Here is a 26,386-nt window from a genome sequence, read left to right on the forward strand (position 1 = left end):
GAATCGATGCTGGGTGCTACGCTGGCTACCAGGAGAACGCCATGAACCTGAACCGCCCCCTGATCCTGTCCCTCGCCACCCTCGCCTGCGCCCTCGTGTCGGGCGCCGCCGCCTCGGCCGCTCCCGACACCGCCGAACCGTCGTGCTTCGATGTCGAAGTCAACGGCCAGCGCGCGCCTTCCTATGGATGCCTGACGCAGAAGCTGCAGCCCAAGCCCGCGCCGGGAAAGATGGAGGGCGGCCCCGAACTCGCGTCCGAAGCCATCGTCCAACGCGCTTCCAACCAACTGGGCCTGTTCAACCGCGCGGCCATGGCCAACCGGATGGGCAACACCTTCGGCACCTCGGTCTATCCGCAACGGCCACCCACCCCGCAATACGGCAGCCCGATCTTCGGCGCGCCCTGATAAAAAAGCGGCGCGCGGTCCGGAAAACCCGACCCGCGCGCCGCCCGGACACGGCGGTCTCGCTTACAACCCCAGCCGCGCCCGCTCCCGCGCCGTCAGCGCCGACGCATCCACCACCTTCACCAACCCCTCCGGCCGATAAGCCGAAGGTTCCACGGCACGCGGCGCCACCGGTTCCTGCGAAGCAGGCGCGGTCTCGTTGCCGAAACCCAGCACCCGCACGGTAAAGACCGACGGCAAGGCCTGGCGCGACGCCGCCCGCTCGCGCTGCATTACGTCCTGCGCCGCCGTCGCCGCCTGCGAGGCCGCCGCGCTCGCATTGCTCAGCGCCGCCACGTTCACCGCCGCCACGACCGGAATCCCCACCGCCTTGCCCTGCACCTGGATGTTCTCCGCGTTCACCACGCGCAGCGCCGCCAGGTTCACGTTGCCCGACACCCGGATCCCCGCTTCGCCCGCGTCGATCGTTCCCAAGGGCGCGATCAGGTCGATGTCGCCGGGAGGCACCTCCGGGATCGGGTTCAGCGTGGCGATGCCGGCGCCCGTGCTCGGCGCCTGCGGCGACAAGGTGACGTTGCCGACGCTGTCGTACGTGCGCCGCGAGGGCGTATAGACCACTGTCGTCTTGGAGCCCCTGCCGGCATTGATGTCGCCAGCGGCCGACCAACCCAGAATATTGCCGCCGAAGGTGGTGAAGACGCGGCTCTGCCCCATCAGGATGCTGCCGAGAGCGTAAATATTGATGTCGCCCTCTCCCTGCGTCATCACGCCCGAGCCCGGGCCCGGGTTGAAGCCGCCGTCGATGCCGACCAGCGTGCGCCCCCCCGGCGCCAAGATGCTGATGTCGCCGCCGAAGTTGGTATGGATGCCGGCATCGAGCACGTCGTAGAACGACACGTTGTAGCCGGGGCTGCCCAGCGCCTCCCACTGCGCCTTGGTGATGTAGGTCGTGCCCGGCGTCGGACGCGCCTGGCCGACGGGGTTGTTTACATAGTCGGCGTTGTAGTAGAGCGCGCTGCTGAACATGGTCAGGTCGCCTTCGTACGTCAGTGCCCTGCCCTGCGCGTCCTGCTCGGGAAACAAGGTCGCGATGGCTTCACGGCCGCGCAGGTAGCTGCCGAAGCGCTTGCCGTCGGCATCGTTGTACTCGCGGCCGGACTCGCGCAACTCGGCATAATAGACATTGCGCAAGTAGGCGTGCCGCTGCTCCGGCGGCAGTGCATCGAAGAAGGCGCGCGCGTCTGTAGTCGCGGCATCGAAATGCAGGCCCAGGCCATTGGCGCCGCCGAAGCGGTCGCTCAGCCAGTTCACCAGATGCAGCTGGCTTTGCTGCTGGAACTCGCGCGCCAGCGAACGGTTGCTGGCGGTGCGGCCCTGGGCCAGCGCGGCGGCGCGCGCCTCATCCAGCTGCGCCTGCTGCTGCGCCAGGAAGTCTTGCGCGCCGGCCTCGTCGCCGGTGTAGCCGAACTCGCTTTGCAGCCATTGCGCCAGCGTGAGCTTGCCGCTGTAGACGATCAAGGCCTTGCCTGGCTGGTCAGCGAAGGGCCGGCCCGGATCGGCCTGGTTGGACGGGTCCAGATAACGCCTGGCAAAGGCATCCCAGTAAGCGCCCTCGCCCATTCCCGCCGACACCGAGATACTGGCGCCGCCGCTGCGGCCGCCCGACGCCTCGACACCGCCGAGCGGCCCCAGGCTCTTGATCTCGCCCTTGTTGCCCAGATAGACGTGGCGGCCAGCCGATACATCGAGCAGGCCCGGGCCGAGGATATAGAAGCTGCTGCTGCGCAGATCGCGGCCGGCCTGCACCACCGATATCTCGTCGGCATAGGCATGAGCGATCAGGTTGCCGCGGGTCGAGGCGGTCGAGTCCAGGCGCCCTGCCGTCGGATCCTTCTGACCCAGCGGCGTACCGGAATCCGCAATGTCGCGGCCGGCGCGTATCGCCACCGGACCCGACGCCTCGTAGCGCGACCCTGCCGAGCCCGCCGGATAGCCCAGCAACACTTCCTGGCCGACGCGCAGGCCGACGATGTCGCCTTGCACCGCGTAATAGCGCGCCGGCTCCCGTCCCACCGCCGCCCCCGCGACGGTCGCCGTGCCACCGAAGGTAAACAACGCGGCAGTATTCATGCGTCCCAAGGTTTGGCCCCCCAGCCAATCGTTGTACAGCGCCGCTTCGGCCGACGCGTTGTGGACCAGAAGCGGATCGGTGCCGTACTGGCCGCCACCTGTTTGGGCCAGCATGCCGACAAAACCGGGACGGAACGGGCTGGCCATCCCCGACGGGTCGGCCGTAGAGGTCGAGAACACATAACCTGCGCCATGAATCGACTCCTGCGCCAGCAGTTGAAGTTCGCCCTTGCCGATGGCATTGACGAACTGTGCGCCGACCGGCGAAGGCGCCAGCACAGTGCCGTGGGCATAGCGCATGATTCCGGTGGAAAAATGGCGCGCGCTGCTGGCGCTGGCGCCGTAGTACAGGCTGCCATTGGCGGCGGCCGCTCGCAGGACGGACGGGTAGAAAGAGCCGTCACCGTTGGCCGACTGGTTGCGACCCTTGCCGCCTCCGCGCACGTTTTCGTTGATATCCCTTTCGTCCCAGGTCGTGACGGGAGTCAGGTTGCCGCCTGCGCTGAACAGATCGATGGCGGTAGCCGGCGTCCACAGCGAGAACCAGGTCCAGCCGTTACCGGCGTAATCCGCGCCCTGGTAGGTGAAAGGGGTTGCATTGAGCAGCAGGGTCCGGCCGGGGTCGGCCGTACCGCCCAACACCAGATCGCCGCGGGTCTCAATGCGGACAGCGGAATCGCCCAGCACCAGGATAGGCCCGCCGGTGGCCTGGCCGCCCCCGGCCGCGTACACGTCGCCCCGGCGGGAATCCATCTGATCCCGCCCGCCATAGCCGAGCTTCACTCCGCCCATGGCGCCGGCATCGATCATCGTGGCGCCGCGCAGATTGACGAAGGTACTGTTCAGGTCGTGCTCGTTGACCCGCAGTTCCGGATTCGGATTCAAGGTACCGCCCAGGCGCAGCGAGAGGTCGCCGCCGCCCGTCTGCACCAGTTCGCCGCTCGGCGTGATGCGACCGGTACTGGCCACGGCCAGATGCAGACCCTGGCTGCGCGGAGTATGGCGCGTCTCGTTCCAGGTCGCCTGAAGGCCGCGCGCATCGATCATGCCAGCATCGCCGCCGGCCTCCACGACCAGATTGCCGCCACCGAGCGTGCCGATGCCGGTGAAGCCCACCAGGAAAGGGGCATTGCCGAATAGCCTCGTACCGTAAGGATCGGTCTGGCCGGTGGCGCCACCCGCGACATAAGTGCCGAAGTTGATCCACCACGCCGTCGGCACCGCGTCGGCGCCCGCCTCGACGCTACCGGTACCCTGCCGCCACAGCCAGTTGCCAACCGCCGCGGTCGCGATCTGCTGGCGCGTGTTGTAGAAGGTATAGGCGTCAACGTCGCTGCGGTTCTCGTTGTTGCCGACCAGGTCGCCCTTAAGATCGCCGCCGGCACGCAACAACACATTACCGCCCTGCTCCGGGTACCAGGCCGCGTACAGGCTTTCGGCGCCGCCATCGACCAGCGCTTCGAAAATCGCCCCTTCGGGACGCAGCACCGTACCGTCGGTCAAACGGCCGCGCGCCTGGTTATAGCCGCTGCCCGGCGGCGCCGAGGAGGTGCCCGCCGTGTAGACGCCGTAGAGCGAGGTCATTTCGACATCCCCGCCGGAAACCAGGTCCAGGTCGCCGGTGCCGGTGCGCAACGCGCTGAACAATTGCTGCCGCGCTAGCTTGGGCACGAACTCCAGGTCCGGCGGCGTCCCGGCATCTACGACATGGACCACTTCACCATAGCCCCAGTCGTTGAGTTCGGTAACGCTCTCGGAAATGATCCAGTTGTCCTTGAGGTTCTGCACGTCGCTTGGGGTGATCGCCTGGCCTGGTGTCAGCACGATGCCGTACCACGCCGCGAGATCCGCGAAGAAGGCCTCGGCTTCTGGCGACGTGGCGGCCCCGTACGTGGCCGGCGTACCGGTGCCGGGAATCGGCGTGAGCACGTGTCCCATGCCGAAATGCGTGTCGGACAGGCGCAAGCGCGCCATGCTGTCCGGCAATGTCAGGCGTGCGTCGGCCGCCGTCGTGTCGGCGCCGGCCACCAGCCGGATGTCCCACGATTGCGAACCGGCCTCCAGCATCGGCGCCAGCGCCAAGGTGCGACCCTGGGTGCCGTCGGCCCCCTTGGGACGCAGGTCCACCATCTCCACGCCGCCCGGCAGCACCACGTCGGTTTCCGACGGCACGATGGCACCCTTGGCCAGCGCCAGCGGCCGGGCCAGCTTCATTGCCACCGGCAGCACAACGCCCTTGGGCCATGTCGTGGCCCCGATCTGCGCCTGCGCCGGCAATCGGAAGCCCGCGGCCAGCTGCATGCCGGCGTCCAGCGTCACCGGCGCTTGCAGTACGGTACCGGCCGCGTGCACCACGTTGCCCTGGCCATCGAGCACCGCCGCCCCCAGCACCGTGCCGGCCGGCAGCGTCAGGCTCTGCGCCAGCGGCATGGCGGCGGGCAGGAGCGTGCCGGCCGGCAAGGTCAGGCTCGATACCGGCAGCTCATAGTTCAGCGTGCGGCCGCCGGCGAACTGGGTGCCGGCGTCCAGCGTCGCCATACCGCCGTGCGGGATGACGAGATCCCCGCCGAAAGGCATGCGTCCCGCGGGTAGCACCCAGCCATTGTCGTCTGCGGTCACCCCCAGCTTGCTCGTGTCGAAACCGTCGGTGATGCTGCCGAAGATCGCCAGATCGCCCTGGGCGCGCAGCACCAGCGCGCCGGCTTCGCCAGAACCATGGGCGGACGTCTTCTGCGTGCGCGGATTGACGCTGGCGTAGCGGTGGCCGGACAGGTCGATATCGCCGTCCACGTGCAGGTTGCCGTCGGGATTGACCGCCGCGTTGCTGACGATCTCCACGCCGGGACGCAGGCGGAACGCGCCGGCATGGGCGCGCAAGCCTGCAAGCTTGCCGTTCATCAGCGCGCTATTGGCCAGCGCGTTGTCGATGAAGGCGAGGCTGTCGGCGTGCTTGCCGTCCAGGTAGGCCTGGTCGATGGTCTGGTAGCTTCGGCCGTCCACCGTGGTCTCGGTGCCGGCGGCCGCGTCGTCATAGGTGTGGAAGGCATTGACGGCGACGGACTTGGCGCCGGCGATCACGATGGCGCCGCTGGCCTCGATGTCGACGTCGTTGCCCCTGGCGCCGCCCAGGCGTGGGGCGTTCAACGCCACCGTGCCGTAGTTCGCGCTCGCGCCGGCCACGCCCAGGTCCATGCGCACGCCGTCGGCCAGCACCAGTCGGCCGCTGCCCGAGTCGATCTCGATGACGGCGCGGTTGGGCGCGTCGATCGCCTGCCCGTAGCTGTCCTTGCGCAGCACGCTGGCGCTGGCATCGAGCATGGCGCTGCCGGCCAGGGTGACGCCCCCGTTGGCGGCCAGGCGGATGCTGCCGGCCTGCTCGCCGCTGGCATCGACCCGGCCCGTTACCGTCAGGCTGCCGTTATCGACCGAGACGTTGATCTCGCGGGCCTTGAGTTCGTCGCCGATGACCAGGTCGCCTTGTTTCAGCTGGAAGCTGCGGCCGCCGAAGACTTCGCCCTGGGTCAATCGTTCGTTCAGGCCGGCAAAATCCGCGATGTGCTGCGCGCGCACGTCGATGTGGCCCGCCGCGAACGGGACCCGGGTGCCACCCGCATCGTAGTGCCCGGCGCTGCCGCCCAGGACAGCGCCAGCGAGATCGGCCGTCCCTTCCAGCGCCAGCACCGTGAGCTTGCCGGCGCGATTGTTTTCGGCGGCCAGGTCTATCGTCGATCCGGCATGCTGGACGACGCTGCCTTGTCGGCTCGACAGCATCACGTCGCCGCCCCAGCTGTATTTGCTGACGTCGAAGAAGTCGATCTTGCGGCCGGCCAGGTCCAGCTGCGCGCCTTCCGCCAGCGTCACGTCGCCCTGCGCCGACAGCTTGAGCTTGCCACTGGGCAGCAGCACCGCGGTGTCCAGCACGAGATGCGAGCCAGCGTCCAGCGCAAGCTCGGCGCCCAGGGTATCGGCCAAGGTGGCGTTGTCTGCCAGCGGCGCGGCGGCGCCTGCCGGGGCCGCGACCGTGATGGCGCCGCCTGCCTTGATCCGGTTCACCGAACCGGCTTGGCCGGTCAGCAGCGGCGTGTTGAGGTTCAGGTCGCCGCCGCTGTAGGTCCATGCCTTGGCCGTGTCGTCCCAGGCGCCCCGGGACTGGTACACCGCCAGCGCGCCCTTGTGGTTGGCCGTGATGCGTTCGGCCGCGTTGAGATCCACGCTGGCAAAGCCCAGCGCCAGGCGTTCGTGCGTGCCTACGGTATCGGGCTGGCTTCGGGGGCCGTAGCCGAACTCGATGATGTCCGCATCGATGACCAGTTTTCCGCTGCCGGTGCCGGCGCCGCCGGCGATGACATTGCCCGCCGGCGTGGTCGCGCCGTTCCAGGCCAGGGTACCGGTTTCGATCCGGGCGACGTCGCCCGCGCCGCCATGGCCGTAGATGGCCGGCGTGCCCAGCACCAAACGCTCCAGGGCGGACTTGCCGGTGACCGGATCGATGGTGCTCAAATTCACGTTGCCGTAGAAATTGACCGAATCGCCAGCGGTCAGAACGAGGTTTTCCAGGGCCGGCGCGCCGGTGCGGGTATCGCCCCGCAGCAGGCGGTCGAGCACGCCCTGGTTCAGTGTCAGGCCCGAGGGCAGGATGCCCGCGGCCCCGGCCTGCGCCAGCGCCTCCGCGCTGCCCACGTTGATGCCGCCCATGGCCAGCACCAGGTTGCGGGTGCCGTAGCGCACCGACTCGCCCAGCTCGAACGACTTGTTGGTGGCGGCGGTGATCGTGCCTTCCGAGTACAGCACCGTTTCGCCGACGCAGCTCGCCCCCGCGGCGCAGGCGCCGACGTGCAGATAGCCCGCGCCGAGTACACCGGAAGCGTCATCGGCAGTAGGCGAGGTCACGTCCAGCCAGCCGTTGGTCACCGCCAAGACCCCGGTCTGGCCCGGCATCAGCACATAACCGTCGTTCGCATCCCAGGGCGCCTTGCCCCGCCCCAAGGTATTGATGCCCGCGCCCTGCTCGATGGTCAGGCCTTGGTTCTTGTCGTTGACCGCCAGGAAGACCGATGCCGCTTCCAGCACGGCGCCCTGGCGCAGGACGAGTTCGCCGGTCCTGCCGTTGCCCAGGCCGACCTGCCAGGCATTCTGGGTCGACGAACCGCTGTCGTTCTGCACAGCGAACGTGGACACCGGCGATCCGCCGATGCTGATGCCGGCGGCGCCCAGGCCATTGAGCGTGCTGGCGTAGACCGATGTGCCGTCGAAGCCTTCGGTGGGCGCCGCGCCATCGGCAAGGATCTCGATGCGGCTGCCGTTCAACACCACGGTACCGCCGCGCCCGCCCGCTGCCGGGGTGAAATCCGTCGTGCCGGCGGCGATATCCAGACGGCTGCCCGGCGAAAGACCCAGTTGCCGCGCATCGCGCTCCAGCTGCGGCCGCGGCGCGCCGTCCCGCGCCGCCCAATCCAGGCCGAACTGCGCGTAGCTGGTCTCGTTGTACTGCGCATAGCTACGCAAGGTGTCCGCCGGCGTCAGCACCGCCTGCGTGGTTTGCGCGTCGGCAATGCCGGTGTTGGCGATACCCAGGCGCGCGGCCGTGGCGTAGGATCCGTTGCGCATGGCGGTGCCGCTGCCGAAAGCGGCCTGGCTCGAAGCCAGTCCGTTCAATTCCACGCGGAAGGCACCCGGCAGCAGCGCATAGGTGGACGGCAACAGGGTATAGGTGCCCGCCGCCAGGCCCGGCACACCGTCGCCCACCGTGATCTGGCGGCCGATCATCGGATCGCCCGCGCCCTTCTCGGCCGCGATCGGCGCCACGGCGGGTTGCGCGCCAGGAACGATGGCGTAGACCGGATTGGTCGACAGCCCTGGCAGCACGAAACCGTCGCTGGCCATCTGCACCAGCGGATGCAGGCGCGCATCGGTGGATCCGCCGCGCCCGGTCAAGAAGCCCGCCCCCTTCAGTTCGCCACCGCCGGACAGGTCGATCCGCGCGCCGTCCTGCACTTCGATGCTGTCCGCCGTCAGCTGCACATTGCCCAGGCCGCCGCCCAGCCCGGAGAACCAGGCTTCCGCTCCAGCATAGTTGTAGCTCAGGCCGTCGACCGTGCCGCCGTAGGGCATGACCAGTCCCGCGGCGCTGACGGACGTGACACTGCCCGGGCGCAGCACGATTCTGCCCGGTTCCTGGTAGTTCCCCACGGCGACGCCAAGGTCCAGCATGCCCAGCGGCGCGCGGACCACGCCGCCCTGGTCGATGTTGGCCGACCGCAGGCGCAAGGTACCGAAGGCCGAGTACGGCACCGGCGGCGCCGCGCCATCGCCGCTGCGCTCGATGCGCAGGCTGCGCTCGGGATCGTAGGTGATCTGATAGGTCCCCCACTGGTCGAAAATCCCTTTGCGCCCCGCGATCACGTCGACCACCGAGCCGGTGGCCGGATAGATCTGGCTACCGGCCAGAAGCAGGTCGCCTTCGGTCGTCAGGGAAGTACGGTCGCCGACCGTATGCTTGAGGAAGCGCAGATCGTCCTGGCTGCGCAGCTCCACCTGCTCGAAGCCGTGGCGCGCAACCAGGGCCTTGCCGCTCTGCACCGAGTAGCCATAGGCACCGAACCGCACTCCGTTGATCACGTCCAGCACGCCGGCCTCCACGCGCAGCCGCGTGTCGTCCTGCAACGCAACCATGCCGCCTTGGTAGGAACTGGGATCGTTCAGGAACGGTATGGTGTACTTGTCCTTGCCCGGGCGGGAAGTGCCCGCCAGGCGAACGTAAGGCGCAGCCAGGTCCACGTTGGCACCGACCGGCGCCCCCTCCGCCAGAACGATCGCGCGCGATGCCAGGTGCAGGCTCTGACCCAGTGCAAGATCCACGCCATCGTCCAGGGAAAGCACGCCGTTGACCAGCATGGACAGGTTGCCGAAGCCACCCGCCTCGACGCGATCCGCGCCGAGACGGCCATGGCCGTAGACCAGTCCCGGATCGGCCTGACCCGGACGCAGCCCGGCCGCCAGGCTCTCGGGCGCCTGCTCCTTCACCAATTGCAGTTCGCGATGCACCAGTACGCGATCGGCCGGATTGCCCGCATCCCGGTAGGCGGGCGCTTCCAGCGCCAGGGACAGCGTACCGCCGGCGGCGCCCGCGCCCCCCGCCGCCGCTTGCATATCGCCGTCGAGATACAGGCCGTTGAAGCTGGCCAGATGGATCACGCCGCCGCCGGAAGCCAGCAGGGTCTCGCCCAGCCCCGGCAGGTCCAGCTTCGCCGCGGCGCCCGAGGCGTCCAGGCGCGCGCCGGGCCGGATGACGATGAAATTGTCGATGGCATCGGCCTGGGTGGCGTAGGCCTGGTACTTGCCGCCGATTTCTATCCGGCCCCCGTCCAGCACCACGCCGTAACGGCGCCCCTGCGCATCCACCGCGGTCCGGGCAAGGCCCGCCACGTCGAGCACGGCCTTGCTTCCTATCCACACCGAACCGTCGTGGCCCTTCAGGTTACCGACATCCTCGGTGCCAAACCCCAGGCCATACACGCCGATGCGGCCGCCGGCGGCGCGCAGTCCGCCGTCGATATTGATCTGGCCGTTGCCCTTCAGGACGATGCTGCGCCCCGGATCCACTTCGATGCGAGCGCCCTCGCCAATGGCGAGGGTGGGCCTCTCTCCCCCTTCGACCATGCTGCGCGCGTTCCCGGCGGTCAGCACGAGATCCGCGCCACCGCGCTGCGTCATCCGCCCCTTGCCGGCATCCTCGGCGAACAGCGGTGCGAGTCGCCGCTCCAGCGCCTCTTGCGGATCAGCGCCGGTGGCCACCCCGCGCGCCGCGGAAAGATCCGCGTGCAGGACCGGCATCGTCGCGCGCAGATCGGCGCCTTCGGCCACGGCCAGGCCATCGCCGCCCGTCACCTCGTAACGCGAAAAACCCTGCCGGAAGCGCGCGGCGTCCAGATGCAACAAGGCCCCGACCGCCGCCGCCTGCGGCAGGGAAGAGCCCGCGCGGATCACGGTGCCCGCGGCATAGGTCACCTCGCTGGCGGCGACGGTGCCGGCCTTGATCACACCGGGCGTTGGCGCGATCGGGATACCGTTCGGCAGGATGGCGGCATCCACGACATAGTTGATGGGAAAATTCATCGGACTCACCACCGACGTGATGACCGTGCCCGCCGGCAGCGTCGGCGGCGTGCTCCAGCTATAGCCGTCGACTGTCAGGTACTGGCCGTTGGAAAGCGTCACGCCGTAGCTGACGTTCTGGTTGGCCGCCTTCGGCAGCGTCCAGGCCGCGCCCAGCGTGACCCAGCTTGCCGGATTGCCGGCAACGATCTGCGGTGCACCGCCGATCGCCTCGCCCGGATTGGCGTGCGTGCGGACATAGTGATAATCCACCGGCAGCACCGCGCCCTCGGCGACGGTGAACGCCTCGCTGGTGATCAGGTCGACCAGCGAAGTCTCGCCCGCCTTCAGGACCCCGTCGCTGCCTGCGACCTGTCCGCCGACGACCACGGCATTGCCGGTTTGCAAGGTCAGCGTGCCGCCTCCCTTGACGCCGTGGCCGCGCAGTTCGCCTTCCAGCACGAGCCTGCCCTTGGCTCCTGCGGCCGCCGAGTAGGCGTCGGCAACCAGCGCGATGTCGCCGCCCTTGCCTCCGCGCAGGCTGTCGTCGGCCATGAGCGCCGCGCCCGACGACACGTCGAGCAGCGCGCCCGCACCCACCCGTACGTCGCCGCTGCTGCGCACGTCGATGCGGCCGCCGTTGACGAACGGCAGACTGTCGATGCCGACACCGTCCTGCAGCAGGTTGCTCCACAGGCCGCGCGCGTCCAGCGTCACGCCATCGCCAATGGAAACGCCCGCCACGTAGCCCGCCGGCACGGCCGTCACCAGCGGAAGCCGCTGCCAGCCCGTGCTGGCACTGACGTGCCGGTCGACCATGTTGCCCAGGACAATGGCGCCGCCGCGCGCCGTCAGATCGGCATCGACATCGACCTGCGTCGCATGCAGGGCGATTTCTCCGCCCGGCGCGACCGCCACCGATGCGCCCACCTCGATGCCGCCCTTGGCGTAGACCCGCAGTCCGCCCAGTTCCAGCGCGTTGAGCCAGGCCGCCTCGAGCGCGATGTCGCCGCCCGTGCCGCCTATCTTGACGGAGTCGACCACTGCGCCCGGACTGTGGCGCAGGTCGCCGCTGTCGGCGTCGTAGACCGGCGTCCAGGTGCCGATGACCAGCTCGCCGTTGCGCGCGGCGGCCGTCTGCGCCTGCCGGTAGCCGTCCAGGCCCGCCTCGCGCGGGCGTTGCTGCCGCTCGCCTTGATAAGTGCTGGTTTCGACGTCGCCCTGCAGCGTCGCCGCAGCCGTCGCCACCACCAGTCGGCCGCCGTCGCGGCCCACCGTATAACCATTCTCCAGGCGCCTCAGCGGCGCGATGATCGGGTTGTAGAAACTCTCTTTCGCCGTATCGCCCCAGCGCGAAGCGTCGGTCTCGAAACCCCGGTACAAACCGGCATATAGCAGATCGCCCGGCGCCGTCGAGGCGTTATACAGGTTGCCGTCCGGACCCTTGAGCCAGGTCTGGGCCACATAGCCGGTCTGCACGTCCAGCGCGCCGCCCGAGAGATTGATCAGCGAACCCTGGCGCGTCAAAAGGTTGCCGCCACTGAATTGCACGGTGCCGCCCTGCGCCGACCATTCACCGATGCCATGGCCCGTGATGCCAAGATAGCCGCCGACCTCCAGCAGGCCGCCCGCCGTGTACCAGCGATCCGTTTCATAGCCATTGGTGCCGGCCGGCACCAGGACCAGGTCGCGGCGATCGAGCCAGATATCGCTGTTGCGCAGCTTGTCGCCGTCGCGGTTGACCGAGGCGTCGCGCTGTTCGAAGCCCTGCACGTTGACCAGGACATTGTTCGCTTCCATCGCGACGCGCACGCCGACATAGCCGGAGACGTCGATCGCGGCGCCGTCCTTGACCTCGCTGGTGCCCGACGCGTCGACGTAGACCTGGCCGCTGGTGGCCAGGGTCAGGCTATCGCCTTCGAAGCGCACGTCGCCGCTGCTGGCGATCTGCACCAGCGACTGGTCGCGCCGGTGGGCGATGCCGTCGCCCGCCTTGTCGCTATCCTGGACCAGGGTCTCGCGCTGCACGTCCAGCGCTGTCGAGGCGCTTGCATCGAGCACGATGGCGGTGACGCCGCCCTCTTCCAGACCGACCTGCGTGGTGTCGCCTCCGCTCGCCATCAGGTGAATGGTGCCGCGCGAGTGCACCGAGGTCGTCGCCACCGCGACGCCCCCCTGGCGCACGTCGTGGCCGGCCAGCGTGATGTCGCCGGTCGATGCCTGGATCAGGCCGGTGTTGCTCGCCAGGCCGCTGGCGCCACCGTCCAGGTGCTGCGTGCCGACCACGTTGCCGCGCGTGGTCGAGTTCTGGTTCGCATCGGTGCCCATGCCCTTCTTGATCACGAAGGCATCGCCCGCGGCCATCACCGTCTGCCCGCGATCGGTGGTGATCTGGCCCACGTTGTGCACCTCGCCGCCCAGCAGCAGCACATAGCCGCCGCCCTCGGTCACCGTCTGCGGTACATGCGTGGCGATCCGCGCCCCCCGCTCCACCACCACTTGCCCTGTCGCCGCGCCGTAGCTATTGCCGCTGGCCGTCGTCTGCAAGTCATTGGCGAAGGTCGGGATGTGCCCACTGCCCTGCGCCTCGCTGTACAGCCCCTTCTTGAACTGGCTGTCGGTCATCCCCGCCGCGGCAGCCGCCAGGTTGCGCACGTTCACCTGGCTCGACCCGCTGAACACGATCCCGTTGCGGTTCACGATCATCACCGTCCCGGGCGCTTCGATCCGTCCCTGGATCTGGCTCGGACGCGCCTGCGGATCGTTCACCCGGTTCAGCACCGACCAGTTGGCCTGCTGGTCGAACGCCACCGTCGTGTTATGGCCAACGTTGAACGTCTCCCAGTTCAGGATCGCCTTGTCCGCCGTCTGCTCGATCGTCACCTTGGTCTGGCCGCCCGCGGCCGTCTGCACCGGATCCCTGGCGTTGAGCCAACCCGCCGTCAGGCTGTTGGTGTCGACCTTCAGGCCCCCCTCGCCCAGGCCATCAGGTACCGATCCGCTCGCCTGCGCCGCTTCCCGCGCCGCCTTCTGCAGTGCCTGCTGCGCCGCGATCGCCTGCGCCGCCAGGTTCAGGTTGTTGATCGAGGTCTGCAGCTTCTGCCGCGCCGCCGCCGACTGCTGCTCGGGCGCCGTCAGCGACGAAGCCGGCAGGCCGTTGGGCAAGCGCCCCGTCGCCGTCGCCGTGCCCTGCGCCGCCCCCTTGGCCGCGAACCACGCCGGACTGAACGCCTGCTGCGCGTGTGCCGGTTCGGTGAACGCCCCGGCCAGCGCCAGCGCCGCGATCGCCGCCGCCGTCGGGGTACGCCGCCATGCGGTGCGGCGCGCGGATCGGATTGGGAACGCCACACGGGGTAAAGCGACAGGCTGGACGGGCACGGACATATCGGGTCGGATCCTAGACAGATGAATCAACTCGGGCGCGCGAGCCGCACGCCCCTATGTCCGTATAGACGCCCCCTGGGAAAAAGATGGAACAGAAACCCGCATGAATTTTTGGTGACAGGTCACCCCAGCATCACGACGTTCGCCACACGGCGAACGTGGGCGGCATAGAGTTGCTGGATAAGCGCGATGGCCTGGTCGGTGTCCTGGATGGTGAAGCGGCCACTGATGCGCTGGCGGGCCAGTTCGTCGTTCATCAGGATCACGCGGCCGCTGCGGTAGCGGTTGATCTCGGCCACGGCGTCGGTCAGCGGCGTATCGTGGAAGACGATGTATCCCTGGCGCCACCCCGAGGGCGCGGCGGGCTGGTCGCGCATGGCGGCAAGCGTACGGCCGGCGCCGTACGAAGCCGACTCGCGAGCGTTCAGGGTCAGGACGCCGTGGGCGTGGCGCACCTCGGCCCGGCCCTCGGTGCACAACACCCGGGTTTCCTCGTTGGCCAGATGCCTGACCTCCACGCATCCCGCCGCGAGCTGGATGCGCCCCGAGCCGGCCTGGATTTCGAGCGCGGCCTGGCCATCGCTGCGGATCTCGGCTTCGCCGGCGATCAGCTCGACCCGCAGGGGATCGGCCTGCCGCACCGAGACGCTGGTCTGGGTATTCAACAGCAGCTGTATGTGCGCGCTCAGGGCCACGCTGCGCTGCTCGCCCACGGCCGTGCGATAGTCCGCCCCCATCTCGGACCACGAAGGCCACAGGCCCAGAGGGGGATTCACCATGCCCACCACGCCCGCGGCCGTGGCGACCGCGGCGCCGACGAACCATCGGCGGCCCGGCGAGGCTGGCCGCGCGATCCGCGCCGCCGGGATCCGGCACCGGACCGTCTGCAGGACGTCGCCCATTTCGCGCCATTCCGCGCTCGCCCGCCGCCACATCTGCGCATGCATGGCGCTTTGCGCGCACCAGCGGCGCAGGGCCTCGGCATCGGCGGTGGTCGGACGGCCGACGGCCAGCCGCCGCGCCCATGCACGCGCCTGCTGCAACACGACGTCGACGCCGTCCGCGCCGGGATCATTCATAGGGTCTCCTGCCATCATGCCGTGGAGCCTGGTGTCCATGTTCGTTTTTCCTTCTTCTTATAGACGTTTGGAGACACGGATATGCGCACGCTTTTCTGCGGGATCTGACAATTTGTTGCCATCTCTGCCGGAACGGTCCGGGACGGCCGCCGGCGTTTCCTCCGCCATTTCCATATGACGCGCGCAGAATTCGTGCGCCGCCTGCAATTCCCGGCTGATCAGCCTCGTGGATACGCCCCAGCGCTGGGCCAGTTCCTTCAGCGTCAGGCCGTCGACCCGCGCAGCGTAGAGCACGTCGCGCTGCCTGACAGGCAGGGCGGCCAGGGCATCAGCCGCACGCCCCAGGTCGAAGCGGGCCTGCGCCACGCGCGACGGACCGGGCGCGGGGTCCGCCAGTTCGTACAGATCGGCCACTTCGTCGGCGCTCAGATAACGCTGGGTGCCGCGCAGCCTGTCGATCGCGGCATTGAAGGCGGTATGCAGCAGATAGGCCTGGGGGTGCCTGACCTCGTTCAAGCCCTCGCGGTCCGCCAACTGCACATAGGCATCGTGCAGCGCATCGCTCGCCAGCTCCGCCGACCCCAGGCGCCTGGCCAACTGCGCCTTGAGCGTTTCGTAGCGTTCGGTAAACAGCCGCTTCAATTCGGCCAGGCCGCCGCCGGTCATGATGCGCAAGCCTTCAAGCGGCCGGCCTGCTGCGTCACCAGCAGCACGATGGGCTGGACCAGCGCCGGCGGCGGCTCGATGTCCAGCCGCGCCCCCTCCAGGCTGGCTTCGATGCGGGGCTCGAGTTCGGCATGTCCCTGGGCCGCGGCCTTGACCCGTTGCAGTTCGCCGGATCGGCTGACGTAGGCGCTGATCGCCAGCCGGTACCGGCCGATCGCTAGGCCGGCGTCGGCGCAAAGAATACTGGTGGCCACGCGCTGCACCCTGCCGTAGAAAGCGGCGTGAAGCGCGGCTGCTGCTTCGCCCTGCGTCGCGGTTGGCGCCGTCGGCTCGACCGGCACGATCACGAACGCCCCGGTCGAGGCGAACCTGGCCTGCATCCCGGTTCCCTGCAACAGGGCGGCCAAGGCGGCGTCGGGATCCAGGCTTCCATCGATGGCCGTCGACCGCAGGTGGGCCACCTGGCCGGCGTCGTAAAGCACCGACCGCCCGGTCGCCCGGCTATAGGCCTGCAACGCATCGTGCAAAGGCTGGCTGTCGATGACGAACGCGCCGGCGTCTCGTCCGGCTGCCGGCGCCGCAGCGGCGAGATTGACGAAGCCGCAGCAGAACGGCCCCAGGATCCAGGCAAGCAACATCATGCACACACGGACGTGCAGGCGACGGGCTGACAGGCAGGCAACGGCTGGCAGGACATTCCACCCCAAACGCGGCAGTTCTTCAGGGGCCGCACGGCCGGACCGGACATGCGGCAAGGCCGCCGCATCGTAGCGGGCAGGCGTGACAACCGGATTACATTCGCGTTACCGCGCGGGCAACGGCCGGGCAACGCGAAGGCCGCCTAGCCCTTGGCCACAAAGCCGAGTTCCAGTTGCAGCACCATGGGCTGGCGCATGTCCGGCGGAGGCGGCTCGGACAAAGGCTGAGCAGTCAGCAGCGCGCGCAGGTCCTCGTCCGCCTGGGGCTGTCCCAGCGACGCGAACTCCAGCCGTTCGACCTTGCCCGCCTGCCCCACCCAGACGCGCACGATCAAGGGCGCCGGCGGCCCGGCCGGCCCCTCCTGCAACATGCGCTCCTGCATCCAGGCATGCAGCCGCTGGACCGCCTGGCTGTCGGGGTCGCTCAGCCAGGCCTGGAACTGGTTGCCGGTCATCTGCGCGTAGCTGATCCAGTGCTGCGGCACGGGTTGCGCCGGCGCCTGGGCCGCGGCGGGACCGCCCGCCGCCGTGGTCAGCCCCAGCCCCAGCGCGCCGGCAAGGCGGGCGAGGCGCTCCCGGACGCGGGCAAACGGGCTGCCGCGTCCGGGAGAGCGGGATCGATTCGAAGAAAAAGACCGTGCCATGTCGACCACGCACAAGAATGGGAAAACAGCGTCAACCGCACAAGCTACCTCTGGACGATTGCCGGAATATGTCGGCCGTGCCGCGCCTTCTATCCAGACGGAAACCTGCCGGCGCCCCCCGCTGTCACGAAAATTTCACACGACGAAGAGGAAAGCGAGGCGTCAGCGTTCCGCGCTCAGCAGGCGGCGCATATAGCAGGCATCGGTGCCATAGCCGTCGAGCAGGCCGGCATCCGTCGCCACCGGCTCGAAGCCCAGCGCGGCCCAGTACGACCTGGCCGGCCCCAGCGATACCAGCGTCGCGCAGGCCAGGCCCGACGCACTCGCATGGCGCAGTCCTGCACTGACCAGTGCGCGGCCCACGCCCCGGCCGGAGGCGGCGGGCGCCACGGCGCAATCGTGCAGGAACCAGCTATGCGCGCCCGCGGGCAAGGCGCGCAGCGGGACATTGAGCTGCGGCGGCTCGCCCAGCGTCCAGGGATAGGACACCAGGTAGCCCAGCAGCTCGCCGTCGCCGCGCGCGATCCAGCAGGTGCGCGGCGACAGTTCGATGCGGTTCAGGAAGAAACCCGCATCCTCGAGCAGGTCGAAGCCGGCATAGGCCTGGGCCTGCACCACCAGCACGGCCTCGACGTCGGCCGGCTGCATCGCCTGGACGGCGAATCCGGCCGGAAAACGGGGGGAGCCGGACATCAGATCCCCTGCGCGTGCACCTTCTCCACCGGCGATTGCAGCTTGTTCAACGCCGACAGATAGGCCTTGGCCGCCGCCACGACGATGTCGGGATCGGCCCCCACGCCGTTGACGATGCGGCCGGAGCGGGACAGCCGCATGGTGACCTCGCCCTGCGACTCGGTGCCGGTGGTGATGGCGTTGACCGAGAACAGCAGCAGCTCGGCGCTGCTGCGGACATGGCTTTCGATGGCGTTCACCGTGGCATCGACGGGACCGTTGCCCTGCGCCTCGGCCACCACTTCCTTGCCATTTTCAGAGAACACCACGCGGGCGTGGGGCCGCTCGCCCGTTTCCGACCGCTGCGCGAGCGCAACGAAACGGTAGGCGCCCTCCCCGGCTTCGCCCTGCTCGCCCGACACCAGCGCATGGATGTCTTCGTCGAAGATCTCGGACTTGCGGTCCGCCAGGTCCTTGAAACGCGCGAAAGCCTCGTTCACCGCCTGCTCGGAATCGAGCTCGATGCCGAGTTCCTGCAAGCGCTGCTTGAACGCGTTGCGCCCGGACAGCTTGCCCAGCACGATCTTGTTGGCCGCCCAACCGACGTCCTCGGCGCGCATGATCTCGTAGGTCTGGCGCGCCTTGAGCACGCCGTCCTGGTGGATGCCCGAGGCATGCGCGAAGGCATTGGCGCCGACGATGGCCTTGTTCGGCTGCACGACGAAGCCCGTGATGCCCGACACCAGGCGCGAGGCCGGCATGATCTGCGTGGTGTCGATGCCCACGTCCAGGCCGAAGTAGTCCTTGCGGGTCTTCACCGCCATCACCACTTCTTCCAGCGAACAGTTGCCGGCGCGCTCGCCCAGGGCGTTGATCGTGCACTCCACCTGGCGGGCGCCGCCGATCTTGATGCCGGCCAGCGAGTTGGCCACGGCCAGGCCCAGGTCGTCGTGGCAGTGGACCGACCAGACCGCCTTGTCGGAATTGGGAATGCGCTCGCGCAGCTTGCGGATGAACTCGCCGTATTGCTCGGGCACCGCGTAGCCGACGGTGTCGGCCACGTTGATGGTGGTGGCGCCTTCGGCGATCACCGCTTCCAGGACCCGGCACAGGAAATCCGGATCCGAGCGGCTGCCGTCCTCGGGCGAGAACTCGATGTTGTCCGTGTACTGGCGCGCGAAGCGCACCGCCAGCCGGGCCTGCTCGAAGACCTGGTCGGGCGTCATGCGCAGCTTCTTCTCCATGTGGAGCGCGCTGGTCGCGATGAAGGTGTGGATGCGCGCGCTGTTCGCGCCCCGCAGCGCATCGCCCGCGCGGGCGATGTCGCGGTCGTTGGCGCGCGCCAGCGAACAGACGGTGGAATCCTTGATGGCCAGCGCGATGGCCCGGACCGAGTCGAAATCGCCGTTGCTGGCCGCGGCGAACCCCGCCTCGATGATGTCCACGCGCAGCTTCTCGAGCTGCTTGGCGATGCGGACCTTTTCCTCGTGCGTCATCGACGCGCCGGGGCTCTGCTCGCCGTCGCGCAGCGTGGTATCGAAAACGATCAGTTTGTCGCTCATGGGTATCTCTCCTTCTGACAGAAGATTCTACCCCCCTCCCATCTTCCCCATGCCGCTTCGCCCGGTTCGATGCGGTGCCGCACGGCACGATGTGGCTAATTTGCGCAACCCACAAATGCGTGATGATGGGCGGCGGACGCCTGACGCAACATCACGAGGCAATCCAAGCCGCCCCTCGACGATGGAGACACGCATGACATCCCGCCCTTCCTCTGGCCTGCTACGCCGGATAGCCGGATTCCTCGGCCCCGTCTTTCTCCTTCTGCCCCCCGGGAAAGACGCTGACGTTCAAGCGCTCGATGGAAGTATCGTCGGTGAAGTGATCCGACCGGAAACAGAAACGGCCTTGCTTGCAGGCAAGGCCGTTCCTGTTTTCCGAAGGACGCCGCTCAAGGCCTGGGAAGGGGCCGCCGGCTCTTCCTCCACTTCATGCCCCACAGCACATAGCCGGACAGGCCGTAGATCACGAACAGCGCGAACAGCACGATGGGCGGATCGCTGGAGATGAAGACGAAGGCCAGCACCACCAGCAGGATGGTCCAGAACGGCACGCTGCGCCCCAGCGCGAACGACTTGCCGCTGAAGAAGGGCGCGTTCGACACCATGCTGACGCCCGCATAGACGGTCAGGCCGAAGGCCACCCAGGGCATCCACAGTTCGCGGATGGGCAGCTTGTTGTCGACCGCGAGCCAGACGAATCCCGCCACCAGCGCCGCCGCCGCCGGGCTGGGAAGCCCCTGGAAGAAGCGCTTGTCGACCACGCCGACATTGATGTTGAAACGGGCCAGCCGCAATGCCGCGCCGGCCACGTAGATGAAGGCCGCCAGCCAGCCCCACCGCCCCAGGCCGGTCAGGATCCATTCATACATGACCAGGGCCGGCGCGACGCCGAACGAGGTCATGTCGGACAGCGAATCGTACTGTTCGCCGAATGCCGATTGGGTATTGGTCAGGCGCGCGACGCGGCCGTCCATGCCGTCGAGCACCATCGCGACGAAGATGGCGATGGCCGCCGCCTCGAAGCGGTCGTTCATGGCCTGCACGATGGCATAGAAGCCGGCGAACAGCGCCGCCGTCGTGAATGCGTTGGGCAGCAGGTAGATGCCGCGATGGCGATGCTCCAGATCTTTCACGACTGGACTCCGCCGGAAGAGGGATGGTCGAGGTGCACCCACGTTGCAATGCCCCCCATGGAATAAGGAGAAAGAGTGGTTTTGAGCATGGGATGAAGGTTAACCGATGCCGTGCCGGCAGGCCAATTGCGCGGGACTGGCTGGGGAGCCGCCCACCAAGACCAATTTTCATGAAATGAACCAAATTGGTCCACTCCCTGCCGCAATGCCGGGACATGTTGAAACGTCATTAAATCCTGGATATCCCTGACTCTTCGGGTTACGTTCCGCCCCCGCTTCTATTGACTTGCAAAATGCCACGCTGCAAGATTGGTACAAATATCAAAACCATAAATGTACCAATTGGAGACAACATGGCCCACGTCGAATGGCAAGGCGGTACCGAACACTGGACGACCAAGGACGACATCCGCCTCTTCCTCTGGCAGAAGCCGGCCGCCGCGAACGTGCCGTTCGCCGGCACCATCCTTTTCGTACACGGTTCGTCCATGGCGTCGCAGCCCACCTTCGACCTGTCCGTCCCCGGCCGGCCGGACTCCTCCGTCATGGACTGGTTCGCGCGCCGGGGCTTCGATACCTGGTGCATGGACAACGAAGGCTACGGCCGTTCCGACAAGCATCGTCCCATCAACTTCGACATCGCCAACGGCGCCGACGACCTCGACGCGGGATCGCAATACATCCTGGCTCGCAACGGCGGCAAGCCGTTGTTCGTCTATGGCATATCGTCGGGCGCGCTGAAAGCGGCGCTTTTCGCCCAGCGACATCCCGAGCGCGTCGCCCGCCTCGCGCTCGATGCCTTCGTCTGGACCGGCGAAGGCAGCCCGACCCTGAAGGAACGGGCCAAGAAGCTGCCCGAATTCCTGGCCAAGACGCGCCGCCCCATCGACCGTGCCTTCGTCCACAGCATCTTCAACCGCGACCACCCCGGCACCGCCGACGACGCCACCGTCGAGGCCTTCGCCGATGCCATCCTGACCCTGGACGACTCCATGCCCACGGGCACCTATGTGGACATGTGCTCGAAGCTGCCGCTGATCGACCCGCGTCGCCTGCATGTACCGACCCTGGTCATGCGCGGCGAGTACGACGGCATCGCCAGCTTCGACGACCTGATGCGTTTCTTCGAGCAGCTCCCCAACATGGACAAGCAGTTCACCGTCATGTCGGGCATCTCGCACGCCAGCTTCCAGCAGAAGAACTACCTGCGCGTCTATCACATCCTGCACGCTTTTCTCACGCTCCCCGAAGCCCGATACGGAGGTTGACTCCATGAAGCGCATCCACGGCATGGCATGGGCAGCGCCGCTGCTCGCACTTTCGCTGCATGCAGGGGCCGCCGAGACCTATCCGGAACGCCCGGTCAAGGTCATCGTTCCCTTCGAGCCCGGCGGTTTCACCGACGTCGTGGCGCGCGTCGTCGCCCAGCAGCTCGGCAGCGCGCTGGGCCAGTCCTTCATCGTCGAGAACAAGCCCGGCGCGGGATCGACCATAGGCACGGACTTCGTGGCCAAGGCGGCTCCCGACGGCTACACCCTCGAGATCGTCTCGACCAACCACGTCACCAGCCATCGGCTGTACAAGAACCTGGACTACGACCCGATCAAGAGCTTCACGCCTATCTCCAAGCTGGCGGACAGCCCGTACGTGCTTTTCGTCAACACCAAGCTGCCCGTCCAGTCGGTACAGGAACTCATTGCACTGTCCAAGTCCAACGGTGCGCACCTGCGCTACGCCTCGTCCGGCAACGGCAGCACGCAGCACCTGATGGGAGCGCTGTTCCTGGCCAAGTCCGGCGCCAAGCTGGAACACGTTCCCTACCGTGGCAGCGGCGGCGCCATGAAGGACCTGGCCGCGGGTTTCGTGGAAACCAGCTTTGCCGCCGTGTCCAACGGCCTGCCCCACGTCAAGAGCGGCAAGATCAGGGCATTGGGCGTCACCAGCACGCGCCGCAACGCCCAGTTGCCGGACGTACCCAGCCTGGCTGAAGCGGGCGTCCCGGACTACGACGCAGTGGTATGGCTGGCGCTGCTGGGACCGGCGGGAATGCCCAAGGACATCGTCTCGCGCCTGAACGAGGCGGTGCGAACCGGGCTGTCCAGGCCCGAGGCGCGGGAAGCCCTGGCCGGGGCGGGCGTGGACGTGGCGGTGTCCACGCCGGAAGAACTGGCGCAATACATGGCGCAGGAGAACGCCATGTGGGGCGACGTCATCCGCGGACTGGAAATCCGGATCGATTGACCGCGCGGCTTCCAGTTAGGAGAACGCCACCGCGTGGCCGCGCGTCCACCGCTCGAACAAGCGAGCATGTCACAGGACGGCCTACTCTATCGCCAGCGGGCTGGCCCCATCGCCTGGGTGGGCAGTGGACGCTGCTCCGCGGCGGATGGAGGCACGCCCCCGCCGCTGGCAGCCGGCTTCAGGCGGCGTCGATGCGCACCTTGCCCGAGCGGACCAGCTCGGACACCGCCTTGACCTCCGCCAACAGGCTTTTCTCGAGGTCCGCGGGGGCGCCGCCGACGGGAATGAAGCCTTGCTCCACCAGCTTGCCGCGCACGTCGCCGTCGGCCAGCGCCTGGTTGATCGCGCGGTTGAGCCCGCCTATCGCCGCCGCCGGCGTGCCTGCCGCGACATAGGTGCCGAAGGCGATCTCGGCCACGAAGTCCGCGATGCCCGCCTCCGCCACGGTGGGCACGTCGGGCAGGCGATCCAGCCGCTCGGCGCTGGTCACCGCCAGCGCGCGCAGGCGCCCGGACTTCACGTGCTGCTCGGCTGCCGCCACCGTCGCGAACACCAGCTGGATCTGGCCGCCCAGCAGGTCGGTCATCATCGGGCCCGTGCCGCGATACGGCACGTGCAGGATGTCGATGCCGACCTGGGAACGAAAACGCTCGGTCGCCAGGTGCTGCGGCGTGGCATTGCCCGGCGACCCGAAGGTCAGCGTGCCGGGCTTGCTCCTGGCCAATTGCACGAACTCGCCCAGCGTCTTCGCCGGCACGCCGGGATTGACCGCGACCAGATAGGGCGACCGGGCGATCATGCACACCGGCGCCAGTTCGGCGCCGATCTGCGAGATCGGGCGGCTGTAGTAGCGCACGGAAGGCACCAGTCCCGAGAACAGCAGGGTGTTGCCGTCGCGGTCGGACTTCGCCACGTATTCGGCGCCGACGATGCCGCTGGCCCCGGGCTTGTTCTCGACCACGACCGGGCGGCCCAGCAGCTTTTCCAGCCGGTAGCCGATGGCCCGCCCCAGCACGTCCGTGCCGCCTCCGGGCGGGAATGGCACGACCACGTGCAGCGGTACGCTGCTTCCCGCACCTTGCGCGTATCCCTTCCCCAGGTATGCCGAGGACGCGAGCGCGGCCATCGCGCCCAGCATGTGTCTGCGTTGCATGTCTTGTCTCCTTGCTTGGTATGGTGCGGTCCGTTCAGGCGGCCCGCCGCGTGCCACCCGACCCCAGGAATTCCCTGAGGGCCGCCGCGGCAGCCGTCACGCCCTCTACGGGCAACATGTGCTTCTGTCCCGGCACGATCCGCAGCGCGGCGTGAGGGATGGACCGCGCCAGCTCCTCCGCCATGCGGGGCGTGGACCCGGTGTCCTGGTCGCCCGTCATCACCAGCGTCGGACAGAGGATCTGCGGCGCCGCCTCGGGCAGGACGCCGTCGGCGCCCGCGAAGATGCGATAGGCCGCCAGGAAATCCTCGCGCCGGTTTGCCAGCAGCCGCTGCCGGATCGCTTCGACGCGGCCCGGCGCGGCCTCGACGAACGCCGGCGAGAACCAGCGCGCCACGGATGCCTGCGCGCTCGCCGCCCCGTCCCCGCCCTCGGCCTGCTCCAGCCGCGCCCGTACCGCCAGGCGCTCGGCCTCGGTACGGCGAAAGACGGTACTCATCAGCACCAGTTTCCCCACTTCGCCGGGATGGCGCGCGGCGAACCGCCCGGCAACCAGCCCGCCCATCGAATACCCCACCACGGCGGGCTGGCGCAACCCTTGCTCGCGCAGCACGTCGCCCAGTTGCGCCACGTACCGGTCCAGCCCGGCTTCGCCCGCCGGCAGCGGTGTGCTGCCATGCCCCAGCATGTCATAGCGGATCAGCTCGAACTCGTTCCCCAGCTCGCGCGCCAGTTCGTCCCACATGCCCAGATCCAGGCCGACGCCGTGGACCAGGACGACGGGCGCCCCCGAGCCGCTGCGGACTACTCGGGTCGGCCAGGTCACGAGGCCTCCTTCCCGGCCGGGGCCAGCCCCATCTCGCGCATGTCCTGGTAGCGGTCGCCGATGCGATGGTGCGGCCGCCCTCCCACGCTGGCGCCCAGCGCGACGACGACCTCGTCCGCCGCGGGCGCATCGGCAATGGTGGCCTGCACCGTCAGGTAGTGGGACCGCATCCCCTCGTCGTTCTTGTGCATCATCGGCACGACGATGGGACACCCCATCGGTCCGCGCGAGTTGGTGAAACTCAGATAGCTCGTGCCTCCCACCGCGTTCCGGTACTTGTTCCCGAATCGCAGCGTATGGATGAGCGCCGAGGCATGCTCGACCTCGCCGTCGGCACCGACCACGGCGGCCTTGCCGTAGCCCTCGACCCGCTCGCCGGAGCCCGTGTACTTCAGGATCTCCCCCACCAGCAGATCGCCCAGCGGCGGCGCGATGCGCAGGATCTCGGGCTGCAGGTCCTCGGTGTATGGCCGCCCCGCCCACGGATTCTTCAGGACCGCGGCGCTCAGCACCATCAGCAGGGGCCGTTCGGCCTTCCTGCCGCCCTCCACCCGCGTTTCCTCGACATACGAAACGACTTTGCGCACTTCCAGCGTCATGCGACCTCCTTCTTGTCCTGCGGATATGGTCGCCATGGCCCTGATTTTTGCCAAGCCAAATTTGTGGAAATAAAATTCGGAAAACCTGAATTTACGGACTGCCATGGACCCCTTCAAGATCCAGCACCTGAGGCAATTCGTGGCCGCCGTCGACAGCGGCAGCTTTCTCGCGGCGGCGCAGGCTACCTTCCGCTCCCAGGCCGCCGTCTCCGCCGCCATGGACGATCTGGAACGGCAGGTAGGCGCCCCGCTGTTCGAACCCGGCAAGCGGGCCCGGCCCACGCCGCTCGGCTGGAGCGTCCTGCCCCTGTTCCGCGAACTGCTGGCGATACACGACCGTGTCCGGCTGGAAGCCAACGAACTGGCGCAAGCACGCCACGGCTCGGTCTCGCTGGCGGTCATGCCCTCGCTGGCGGACGAATGGCTGCCCGACATCCTGGCCCGCTACACCCGCCAGTTCCCCCAGGTCCGCCTGCGCGCCATCGACATGCCTTCACAGGCCGTGCGCCAACTCGTGCTGAGCGGCGAAGTCGACATCGGCATCGCCGGCCTCCTGGCCGACGAACCCCGGCTGGACTTCCTGCCCATCGCGCGCGACGAATTCGGCATCATCTGCCCGCCCTCGCATCGCCTGGCCGGACGGCGCAAGCCGGTGGACTGGAGCGAACTGCAGGGCGAACGCCTGATCGCCAACGCCACCTTCGAAGCCTTGCGCCACCCCGACATCCCGCCATGGGTGGCCACGCCCGGCATGACCGTCACCAACCGGACCTCGCTCATCGCCAGCGTGCGCTCGGGCCTGGGCATCACCATCCTTCCCACCCTGGCCCGCCCGGCACGCCGCCACAAACTGGCCTTCGTCCGCCTGCACCGCCCCGTCATCGCCCGCACCGTCGGCCTCGTCACCCGCCCCGGCCAAAGCCTCTCCCCCGCCGCCCGCCACATGCACGACCTGCTGGTCGACCTGATGCGCGAACTCGCCGCCGACAAAGGCGGCGAACTCCTCTCCTGACCGGCAAAAGAAAAACCCCCACGCAAGCGTGAGGGTTCAAGACCCAGGATGCGGTGGATCCGGCTCCGCCGGTCCACCCGCATCGC

General features: G+C 68.3%; 15 protein-coding genes. 4 read left to right on the plus strand and 11 right to left on the minus strand.

The genetic code is table 11. The annotated features are described in order from the left end of the window. Positions 1-41: 41 nt before the first annotated feature. Positions 42-407 (plus strand): hypothetical protein, encoded by a 366-nt coding sequence (locus CDO46_RS25485; RefSeq protein WP_087841363.1) that lies wholly within the window; start codon positions 42-44, stop codon positions 405-407. Positions 408-470: 63 nt separating this feature from the next. Here the strand turns inward: CDO46_RS25485 and CDO46_RS25490 are convergent, their stop codons facing one another. From CDO46_RS25490 to pssA, 8 genes are all read right to left on the minus strand, one after another. Next, entirely contained in the window at positions 471-13,979 is a 13,509-nt protein-coding gene (locus CDO46_RS25490) for a filamentous haemagglutinin family protein (protein ID WP_176400847.1), read from the minus strand. 158 nt (positions 13,980-14,137) lie between these two features. Next, positions 14,138-15,094 (minus strand): FecR domain-containing protein, encoded by a 957-nt coding sequence (locus CDO46_RS25495; RefSeq protein WP_243724582.1) that lies wholly within the window; start codon positions 15,092-15,094, stop codon positions 14,138-14,140. A 57-nt stretch (positions 15,095-15,151) separates the two neighbouring features. Beyond that, positions 15,152-15,760 carry an RNA polymerase sigma factor gene (locus tag CDO46_RS25500; protein WP_087841365.1) on the minus strand — a complete coding sequence of 203 codons (609 nt, stop codon included), beginning with the start codon at positions 15,758-15,760 and terminating at the stop codon, positions 15,152-15,154. Beyond that, positions 15,757-16,401: an STN domain-containing protein gene (locus CDO46_RS25505; RefSeq protein WP_087841366.1), complete on the minus strand. Its 645-nt coding sequence runs from the start codon at positions 16,399-16,401 to the stop codon at positions 15,757-15,759. Before CDO46_RS25505 ends, CDO46_RS25500 begins: the two co-directional genes overlap by 4 nt. 200 nt (positions 16,402-16,601) lie before the next feature. Next, entirely contained in the window at positions 16,602-17,102 is a 501-nt protein-coding gene (locus CDO46_RS25510; protein WP_132980079.1) for a YbaB/EbfC family DNA-binding protein, read from the minus strand. A gap of 162 nt (positions 17,103-17,264) precedes the next feature. Continuing rightward, positions 17,265-17,795, minus strand: a complete 531-nt coding sequence (locus CDO46_RS25515) for a GNAT family N-acetyltransferase (RefSeq protein WP_243724581.1) — start codon at positions 17,793-17,795, stop codon at positions 17,265-17,267. Further along, on the minus strand, positions 17,795-19,336 hold the full coding sequence (locus CDO46_RS25520; RefSeq protein ID WP_087841368.1) for a 2-isopropylmalate synthase: 1,542 nt from the start codon (positions 19,334-19,336) through the stop codon (positions 17,795-17,797). Before CDO46_RS25520 ends, CDO46_RS25515 begins: the two co-directional genes overlap by 1 nt. A gap of 389 nt (positions 19,337-19,725) precedes the next feature. Then, positions 19,726-20,469, minus strand: coding sequence for a CDP-diacylglycerol--serine O-phosphatidyltransferase (gene pssA, locus CDO46_RS25525; protein WP_087841369.1), 744 nt, complete (start codon positions 20,467-20,469; stop codon positions 19,726-19,728). A gap of 353 nt (positions 20,470-20,822) precedes the next feature. On the opposite strand from pssA, the gene CDO46_RS25530 reads away from it, so the two are divergent. Next, positions 20,823-21,737: an alpha/beta hydrolase gene (locus CDO46_RS25530; protein WP_087841370.1), complete on the plus strand. Its 915-nt coding sequence runs from the start codon at positions 20,823-20,825 to the stop codon at positions 21,735-21,737. A 4-nt stretch (positions 21,738-21,741) separates the two neighbouring features. Continuing rightward, the gene (locus tag CDO46_RS25535; protein ID WP_087841371.1) at positions 21,742-22,710 is read left to right on the plus strand and encodes a tripartite tricarboxylate transporter substrate binding protein; all 969 of its coding nucleotides are present in this window, start codon (positions 21,742-21,744) and stop codon (positions 22,708-22,710) included. Positions 22,711-22,888: 178 nt separating this feature from the next. On the opposite strand, the gene CDO46_RS25540 is transcribed toward CDO46_RS25535, so the two are convergent. Genes CDO46_RS25540 through CDO46_RS25550 form a run of 3 tightly spaced genes read right to left on the minus strand, consistent with a single transcriptional unit; the run spans position 22,889 to position 25,288 of the window. Beyond that, positions 22,889-23,863, minus strand: a complete 975-nt coding sequence (locus CDO46_RS25540; protein ID WP_087841372.1) for a tripartite tricarboxylate transporter substrate binding protein — start codon at positions 23,861-23,863, stop codon at positions 22,889-22,891. 34 nt (positions 23,864-23,897) lie between these two features. Continuing rightward, positions 23,898-24,689, minus strand: coding sequence for an alpha/beta fold hydrolase (locus CDO46_RS25545; RefSeq protein WP_087841373.1), 792 nt, complete (start codon positions 24,687-24,689; stop codon positions 23,898-23,900). Next, positions 24,686-25,288 (minus strand): amino acid synthesis family protein, encoded by a 603-nt coding sequence (locus CDO46_RS25550; protein ID WP_087841374.1) that lies wholly within the window; start codon positions 25,286-25,288, stop codon positions 24,686-24,688. The genes CDO46_RS25545 and CDO46_RS25550 overlap by 4 nt, the downstream gene beginning before the upstream one ends. A 103-nt stretch (positions 25,289-25,391) precedes the next feature. Between CDO46_RS25550 and CDO46_RS25555 the strand changes: the two genes are divergently transcribed. Beyond that, entirely contained in the window at positions 25,392-26,300 is a 909-nt protein-coding gene (locus CDO46_RS25555) for a LysR family transcriptional regulator (RefSeq protein WP_087841375.1), read from the plus strand. Positions 26,301-26,386: the final 86 nt, after the last annotated feature.

It is taken from the genome of Pigmentiphaga sp. NML030171 (assembly GCF_002188635.1).
Lineage (GTDB): Bacteria > Pseudomonadota > Gammaproteobacteria > Burkholderiales > Burkholderiaceae_B > Pigmentiphaga > Pigmentiphaga daeguensis.